The organism is Streptomyces sp. NPDC006458 (genome assembly GCF_040612135.1).
Lineage (GTDB): Bacteria > Actinomycetota > Actinomycetes > Streptomycetales > Streptomycetaceae > Streptomyces.
In genome coordinates this window covers 177891-185958 of sequence record NZ_JBEXPR010000014.1, presented here as the reverse complement: position 1 = coordinate 185958, position 8068 = coordinate 177891, and the positions used below count along the sequence as shown (strand labels likewise).

The window sequence follows — 8068 nt, the reverse complement described above, 5'->3', positions numbered from 1 at the left end:
GTTCGCGCCGTTCCCCGCGCCCCCAGGAACTTGCTTCCGCGGGAATGTTGTCGGGTGCCGGTCGATTGTGGTTGTTCGCGCCGTTCCCCGCGCCCCCAGGAACTTGCTTCCGCGGGAATGTTGTCGGGTGCCGGTCGATTGTGGTTGTTCGCGCCGTTCCCCGCGCCCCTGAGAGCGCGCTTCCGCGGGAATGTTGTCGGGTGCCGGTCGATTGTGGTTGTTCGCGCCGTTCCCCGCGCCCCTGGGAGCGCGCTTCCGCGGGATTGCTGTCGGGTGCCGGTCGATTGTGGTTGTTCGCGCCGTTCCCCGCGCCCCTGAGAGCGCGCTTCCGCGGGAATGTTGTCGGGTGGCGGTCGTTCGTGGGTTCTCGCGCCGTTCCTCGCGGCCCTTGAAGGGGGGTTTCTGCGGTCGGGGTTCGTTCAGCCCTTGGACAGTTTCAGGGCGTAGTCGGACCACCATTCGCCCGCCTTGGGGCCGCCCTTGCATTCGCCGTCTGATTCTCCTGGGCGTTTGACCCAGAGGTAGGCGTCGACGAGGGGGTCGGCGGTCTTGGTGGTGGGGGTTTCGCCGAGGGCGCGGCCCGGGGGGTTGCACCAGCGTTCGGACTCGTCGCCCTCGGCGTAGGGGCCGTTGCCGTTGCGGCTGGTGTCGATGACGAACGGCTTGTCGCCGACCTTGGCGGAGAGCTGCTTGCCGTAGGCGATGGAGTCCTGGGTCGTGTAGAAGTTCGACACGTTGACGGCGAAGCCGTCGGCCTGGTCCACTCCCGCCCACTTCAGGGGCTCGAAGATCTGGTCGGGGTGGCCCCAGCCGGCGTTGCCGGCGTCGAGGTAGACCCGGGTGGCGGGCAGCGCGCCCAGCTTGCCGAGGGCGTACTTGAGGAGGTCGTAACGCTCCTCGTGGAACTCATCCGGGGTGCAGCCGTCGACCAGGTGCAGGACGGCGTCCGGCTCCAGGACGACCGTGGCGGGCCGGTCCTCGATGCCCTTGGCGACGCCGTCGATCCAGTCGCGGTAGGCGTTGCCGTCGGCGGCGCCACCGCCGGAGTACTGGCCGCAGTCGCGGTGCGGGATGTTGTAGAGGACGAGCAGGGCCGTGCGGTCGGCCTTCTCGGCGGCCTCGGTGAAGCCGCGCGCCTCGTCCTCGGGGCTCTCGGGGCTGATCCACTCGCCCATCGGCTGCTCGGCGATCTTCCGGATGCCCTGCGCCTCGGGCTTCTTGCCGTCCTTCTCGAACGACGCGACCTGACCCGCGGCCTTGCTGTCCGGGTTGACCCAGAACGGGTCGGCGGCCTTGGGCTGCTGGGTTATCCGGGCCGCGCCCGGGTCGTCACCGGAGTCCCCGCCGTCCCCGGAGGAGCAGCCCGCGATCAGCAGCGCCGCCCCCAACGCCGCCGTGGACACCCGCGCTCCGCAGGCGCGCCGGTGCCCCGCCCCCCTCTTGCCAGACATCGAACTCCCCCTCGAAGTGCACTGTTCCAAGGCTCAATCCTGACATAGGAGCCGGGAGGGCCACGAGGTCGGCCGAGCCTTGTCCATGAGCCGTTACACCTCGGTACGCAGGTCATACGCCGGTGCCCGTGAGATACGCCGAGACGATCACGTTGGCCGTGTAGCTGCGGCTGGCCCGGTCGAAGGTGCCGCCGCAGGTGATCAGCCGCAGCTCGGCGCGGCCCTTCTCACGCACGCCGTAGGCCTCGCGGGCGTCGAAGTGGTCGCGGGCGACGACGTCGATGTCGTCGACGGTGAACTCGGCGACCGTGCCGTCGTCCCGGACCACCCGGACCGTCTCGCCCGGCACCAGCGCGCTGACCTTGTAGAAGACGGCCGGGCGGGTCTCGGTGTCGACATGGCCGACCAGTACCGCGGCCCCGGGCGCCCCGGGCGCGGCGCCGCCCGCGTACCAGCCGACGACGCCGGGCTGGTCGAACGGCGGCGGGTCGACGGCCCCTTCCCGGTCGAGGCCGCGGGCCACGACCGGGGCCTGGATGCCGAGGCCCGGGATGTCGACGCGCTGCGGGAGGGCGTCGCCGAGGGGCTTCACCGCGGCCGGCAGCTCGCCCGGGGGGCGGCCGACCGCGGCCATGTCGCCGGTGGCGGGGGCCGCGGTGTCCTGGCGGACACCGGTGATCTGGTGGCCCCACAGCCACAGGGCGAGCAGCAGGACCGCCCAGGCCAGGCCCGTCAGGAGCCGGCCGGTGCCGGGGGCGCGTTCGTGACCGGACATGGCGGTCACTTCCGTCCGCGGCTCCGCCGGGCCTCGGAGGTCTTGCCGGAGCGGGCGAAGCCGAGGGCGCGGGGCAGCAGGACGACGGCCGCGGCGGCGATGCCCGCGAGGAGCAGCCCGGTGATCGTCTCGGCGATGCCGGGCTCGGCGGTGCGGGCCTCGGCGGACACGAGGTGCGCGGCCGCTCCGCCGCCGCCCGCGCGCACGGGGGCGATCGGGGAGGCGGGGGTGGACGGCTGTGTGGCGACGGTGATCGAGCCCTTGCCGCGCAGTTCGCCGCAGGTGATCGTCACGGCGTAGGAGCGGGGCTCGGCGTCGGAGCGCACCTGGGTCTCGCCGGTGAGGGTGCCCTCGGAGCCGGTGAGGCGGGCGTCGGAGACGAAGGCGGGAGAGGCGGCGGTGCCGGTCTTGCCGGAACATCCGGTGACCTTGAACTCGACCTCGGCGCCGGGTGCCGGGGACTGGGGCCGGATCGAGACACCGGGGTCCGCCGCGTGGGCGGCCGGGGTGCCGAGTGCGGTGAGGCCGAGGACCGCCGCACAGAGAGTGACGCGTAGGTAACTCATCGTTGGAACCTCCAGATATCTGGAGACTCCCCCGCCCGGCCGGACCACGCATCCCAGGGCGGGGTCCGGCTGCTCCGAATGGGTGGGTTCGCCTGGTGGGCGGGTTTCAGATCCGCTCGACGAGGTCCGCGATCGAGTCGACGACCCGGGACGGGCGGTACGGGAAGTTCTCGATCTGGCCGGGGCCGGTCAGCCCGGTGAGGACCAGGTAGGTCTTCATCCCGGCCTCGATGCCCGCCAGCACGTCGGTGTCCATGCGGTCGCCGATCATGGCGCTGGTCTCGGAGTGGGCGCCGATGGCGTTGAGGCCGGTCCGCATCATCAGGGGGTTGGGCTTGCCCGCGAAGTACGGCCGCTTGCCGGTGGCCTTGGTGATGAGGGCGGCGACGGCGCCGGTGGCCGGGAGCGGGCCCTCGGTGGAGGGGCCGGTCTCGTCGGGGTTGGTGCAGATGAACCGGGCGCCGGCGTTGATCAGGCGGACGGCCTTGGTCATGGCCTCGAAGGAGTAGGTGCGGGTCTCGCCGAGGACGACGTAGTCCGGGTCGTGGTCGGTGAGGACGTAGCCGATGTCGTGCAGCGCGGTGGTCAGACCGGCCTCGCCGATGACGTAGGCGGTGCCGCCGGGGCGCTGGTCGTCGAGGAACTTCGCGGTGGCCAGCGCGGAGGTCCAGATGTTCTCCACCGGCACGTCCAGGCCCATGCGGTTCAGTCGGGCGTGCAGGTCGCGCGGGGTGTAGATGGAGTTGTTGGTCAGCACCAGGAAGGGCTTGCCTGAGTCGCGGAGCTTCTTCAGGAACGCGTCGGCGCCCGGGATCGGGACGCCCTCGTGGATCAGGACGCCGTCCATGTCGGTGAGCCACGACTCGATGGGCTTGCGGTCTGCCATGTTGCTTCGGTCTCCTGGCGTTGCGTACGGGCACTGCTGGGGGCGCCGGAACCACGGCGTACCGACGCCCCCAAGAGTAGTCAGGAGCTGGTGATTCGTACCCCGTCGATCACCCAGTACCAGTTGTTGCCCGCGGTGTAGCGGAAGCGGACGCGGGCGGTGGTCACGCCCGCCGGGACCTGGAGGGTGACGGTCTCGGTGCGCGAGGGGACGTCCGCGGTGTAGGTGCGGACGAGGACCGGGGCGGCGCCGTCGTAGGAGACGAACACCTCGCCCTTCTGGGGGGCCTCCTGGCGGTAGTAGGTGGTGTAGCTGAGGGTGGCGGTGGTGCCGCCGGTGACCGGGTAGGCCGGGCTGACCAGGGTGGAGTCGAAGGTGCCGGTGAACGCCTTGTCGCACCACTCGTCGCCGTCGGCGACCGCGAAGACACCGCGGGCCCGGACGTTGGACTCGCGCTCCTGGTCGCGCTGGGACTGGGTCCAGAACTCGTCGGTGGTGAAGGACCAGCCGCGCCACTCGGTCATCCCGCCGCCGCCCATCGCGGAGTTGTCGACCGACCAGCCGGCCGGCGGGGTGTGGGTGTAGCCGAGGATCGTGGCCGGGATGCCGGTCTCGTCGGTGCGGGTGCTCAGTTGGGCCCGCAGGGCGTCGAAGTCGTCGGGCTGGGGCTGCTGGAGCGGGCGGCCGTCCAGGTTCCAGGCCGGGTTGAGGGCGATGCCCAGGTGGGCCAGGGCCGAGGCGGCGACGTCCGGCATCTTCACGTCGTAGCGCGTCGAACCGGGGGTGATGCCGGGGCCGGTGGCGATCAGGAAGGTCTGGCGCTCCTGGAGCGTGGAGCCGCCGTGGCCGCCGGCGTCGGTGTGGCCGTGGTCGGCGGTGACCATGATCAGCCAGTCCTCGTTCGCGTACGTCGGACGGGCCCGGACCGCGTCGACGATCTGGCCGACCTGGCCGTCCGCCGTGTTGATCGCCGCGAGGTACTGGTTGCTCGCGGCCCCGTAGCTGTGCCCGGCGTGGTCGATGTTGTCGATGTGCACGAACGCCGCGTCCGGGTTGCCGTAGCGCAGGGTGGCGACCGCGCGGGAGGTGGTGCCCGTGTCGTACTCGGCGCTCGGGGTGGAGACCCGGGTGTCGACCTTCGAGGAGAAGATCGTGTCGGTGATCGGGGCCCAGGAGGCGACGGCGTACGTCGTCAGGGCGGGGTTGGCGTTCTCGACGCGGGTGAGGAAGTCGGGGTACTGGGCGAAGCGGCTGCCGGTGAAGGTGTTGTCCTTCACGTTGTGCTTGTCGGGCCAGACGCCGGTGATCAGCGTCGACCAGCCGGGGCCGGAGCTGGTGGGCGCGAGCGGGTTGGCGTAGATGCTGCTGGGGGCGGTCAGGCCCTCGGCCATCAGGGCGTCCAGGCGGGGGGCGTTGGCGTCCTTGATGCGGGTGAGCAGGGCGCCGTCGAGGCCGATGACCAGCACCTTGGGGGTGCGGACGGCGGCCCTGGCGACCCCGGCGAGCGGGCCGGCGGCCGCGGCGACGGCCGCGGCGGAGAGCAGGAGGGAGCGGCGGGAGAGGTGGGACGACACGTGATACTCCGTGGGGTTATGGGGTAGCGCGGAGGTCGTGCGGGCGTACGGACGTGCGGGCGTGCGGGGGGGTGCGGGGGCGTTGCTGCGGGGCGGGCTCAGCTGCCGGTCGCGGACTTCCAGGCGTCGACGTAGGCGCTGAGGTTCTTGTCGATGTCGGCCCAGTCCGGCTCGAAGATCTCGACGCCGTCCATGAGCTTGTCCAGGGCGATGGCGTTGGCGTCGGTGGCCTTGATGTCCTGGCGGGCGCTGAAGCCGCCGCCGATCTCGCTGACCTGGCGCTGGGCCTTCTGGCCGAGCATGAAGTCGAGGAGCTTCTTGCCGTTCTCGGTGTGCGGGGCGTCGGTGACCAGGCCGCCGGCGTAGGGCAGGGCGAAGGTGGTGGGCTTGCCGCCCTCACGGGCGGGGAACCAGATGCCGAGGTTGGGCATGTCCTTGGCCTGGGCGAAGTTCATCTGGACGTCGCCGTTGGCGACGAGCAGTTCGCCCTTGTCGACCTTGGGCGCGAGCTTGCCGGTGGAGGCGGACGGGCCGACGTTGTTGGACTGGAGCTTGCCGAGGTAGTCCAGCGCGGGCTGCTGGCCACCGAAGTCGTGCATGGCCTTGATCAGGACGGCCGTGCCGTCACCGGCCACGCCGGGGGTGGAGTACTGGAGCTTGTTCTTGTACGAGCTGTCGAGCAGTTCCTCCCACGTGGTGGGGGCCTTCGACAGCTCCTTCTTGTTGTAGATGAAGCCGAAGTAGTTGTTGACGACCGAGGTCCAGGTGCCGTCGGCGGCCTTGTCGGCGCCGCTGACCTGGTCGGAGCCCTTCGGGGTGTACTTCTGCAGCAGACCCTTGCCGTCGGCCTGCTGGATGAAGGGCGGCAGGGTGACGAGGATGTCGGCCTGCGGGTTGCTCTTCTCGCGGACGGCGCGCTGCACCATCTCGCCGGAGCCTCCCTCGACGTACTCGACCTTGATGCCGGTCTCCTTCTCGAAGTCCTTGAAGACCTGGTCGTACCAGCCGTCGCCGTTCTCCCCCTTGAGGCCGTCGGCGCTGTAGACGGTGACGACGTTCTCCTCGGAGGCGGCGGTGTTGCCGCCACAGGCGGTGAGCGGGGCGGCCAGCAGGGCCAGGGCGGCGATCGGCTTGAGGGCGTGCTTGGGCATGACGAGACAAACTCCTTGCGTGGATGGGCAGAACTGCGGTGGGTCCGCAGGGGTCAGCGGTAGGAGGCGCGGTTGCGCAGACGGTTGACGGCGAGCAGGACGAGCAGGGTCGCCGCCATCAGGACCACGGCGAGCGCGGACCCTGCGAACAGGGCGCCGCGGTCGGTGGCCGCGTAGATGAGGACCGGAAGCGGGGTCCAGTCGGGCGGGTAGAGCATCATCGTGGCGCTCAGCTCGCCCATGGACAGGGCGAAGCAGAGGCCGGCGGCGGCCGTCAGGGACGGCAGCAGCAGGGGCAGCCTGACCCGCCACAGCACGTACGAGGGCCGGGCGCCGAGAGAGGCGGCGGCCTGTTCGTAGACGGGGTCGAGGCGGACGATCGCGGCGGACACCGACTGGTGGGCGAAGGCGGTGACCAGGACGGTGTGGGCGAGGATCACGATCTCGCGGGTGCCGTTGAGCAGGAACGGCGGCTTGGAGAAGGCCACCAGGATCGCGAGGCCGACGACCACCGAGGGCACGGCGACCGGCAGCACGAACAGGGCGTCCATGACCCGGCGGTAGCGCTTCCTCAGCGCGGCTGCGGCGAGCGCGGCCCAGGTGCCGATGGCCAGGGCGAGCAGGCTCGCGGCCAGGGCGGTGACCAGGCTGGTGGTGAGCGCCTCAAGGGCCTCGCCGCGGGTGGCGGCGTCGTAGTGGCCGGTGGTGAAGCCGGAGGGCAGCGCGCTGGACCAGTTGGTCGCGAGGGACGCGGCCAGGACCACCAGCAGGGGCAGGGCGAACAGGGGGAGGAAGAGGACGAGGAAGACGGCCCATACGGCCCACCTCGCCCCGCGGCTATGCACCAGCACGGCGGCTCACCACCCGGTAGAGGCCGTACAGGCCCACGGAGATCAGGACGTTGACGACGGCGACCACACAGGCGCCCGGGTAGTCGGACTCCAGGATCGCCTTGCCGTAGACGAGCATCGGGAGCGTGGTGACGCCCTTCGCCCCGGTGAACAGGACGATGCCGAACTCGTTGAGACACAGCACCAGTACGAGGCTGCCGCCGGCGGCGAGGGCGGGCAGGGCCTCGGGGAGGATCACCTGACGGATGATCCTAGGCGCCCGGGCACCCAGGGAACTCGCCGCCTCCAGCTGGGCCGTCTCCAACTGGGCGAAGGCGGCGAGCAGCGGCCGCATCACGAACGGGGTGAAGTACGTGATCTCCGCGAGCAGCACGCCCCAGGGCGTGTTCAGGAAGGCGAACGGCCCCTCGGCCGCCCCGGTGACGTCCGTCCACAGGCCGTTGGCCATGCCGACCGTGCCGTAGACGAACAGCAGCGCCAGCGTGATCAGGAAGGACGGGAAGGACAGGAAGACGTCGATGAACCGGGAGACCGCCTTGGCGCCGGGGAACGGCACGAAGGCGACGACCAGCGCGAGGGCGAAGCCGAGCACCAGACAGCCGGCGGTGGCGGCCAGGGCCAGCCAGACGGTCGTCCACAGTGCCTCGCGGAACGCCTCGGAGGCGAAGACGTCGGCATACGGCTCGAAGGACGTGCCGCCGGTGTCCGGTTGCAGCGACTGCTGGACGACCAGGGCGAGGGGGTAGAGGAAGAACACGGCGAGGAGCGCGACCGGGGGCAGTGCCCACAGCAGTCTCCTGGCCGTCGCCGACGC

The 8068-nt window shown here is 71.0% G+C and carries 8 protein-coding genes; all 8 read right to left on the bottom strand.

Annotated elements, in window-relative coordinates:
• Positions 1 to 419 precede the first annotated feature (419 nt).
• Complete coding sequence (locus ABZZ79_RS20700) at positions 420 to 1451, bottom strand: glycoside hydrolase family 6 protein (protein WP_356690732.1); 1032 nt, start codon at positions 1449 to 1451, stop codon at positions 420 to 422.
• 112 nt (positions 1452 to 1563) lie between these two features.
• Positions 1564 to 2226, bottom strand: coding sequence for a class F sortase (locus ABZZ79_RS20695; protein WP_356690730.1), 663 nt, complete (start codon positions 2224 to 2226; stop codon positions 1564 to 1566).
• Between the two features lie 5 nt (positions 2227 to 2231).
• On the bottom strand, positions 2232 to 2792 hold the full coding sequence (locus ABZZ79_RS20690; protein ID WP_356690728.1) for a hypothetical protein: 561 nt from the start codon (positions 2790 to 2792) through the stop codon (positions 2232 to 2234).
• A gap of 106 nt (positions 2793 to 2898) precedes the next feature.
• On the bottom strand, positions 2899 to 3678 hold the full coding sequence (locus tag ABZZ79_RS20685; RefSeq protein WP_356690726.1) for an HAD-IIA family hydrolase: 780 nt from the start codon (positions 3676 to 3678) through the stop codon (positions 2899 to 2901).
• 80 nt (positions 3679 to 3758) lie between these two features.
• A complete protein-coding gene (locus ABZZ79_RS20680; RefSeq protein ID WP_356690724.1) occupies positions 3759 to 5252 on the bottom strand; it encodes an alkaline phosphatase family protein in 1494 nt (497 codons plus the stop codon).
• Positions 5253 to 5350: 98 nt separating this feature from the next.
• Positions 5351 to 6403 (bottom strand): 2-aminoethylphosphonate ABC transporter substrate-binding protein, encoded by a 1053-nt coding sequence (locus ABZZ79_RS20675; protein WP_356690722.1) that lies wholly within the window; start codon positions 6401 to 6403, stop codon positions 5351 to 5353.
• Between the two features lie 53 nt (positions 6404 to 6456).
• Entirely contained in the window at positions 6457 to 7254 is a 798-nt protein-coding gene (locus ABZZ79_RS20670; protein WP_356690720.1) for an ABC transporter permease subunit, read from the bottom strand.
• On the bottom strand, positions 7241 to 8047 hold the full coding sequence (locus ABZZ79_RS20665; RefSeq protein ID WP_356690809.1) for a 2-aminoethylphosphonate ABC transporter permease subunit: 807 nt from the start codon (positions 8045 to 8047) through the stop codon (positions 7241 to 7243). Before ABZZ79_RS20665 ends, ABZZ79_RS20670 begins: the two co-directional genes overlap by 14 nt.
• Between the last annotated feature and the right edge of the window lie 21 nt (positions 8048 to 8068).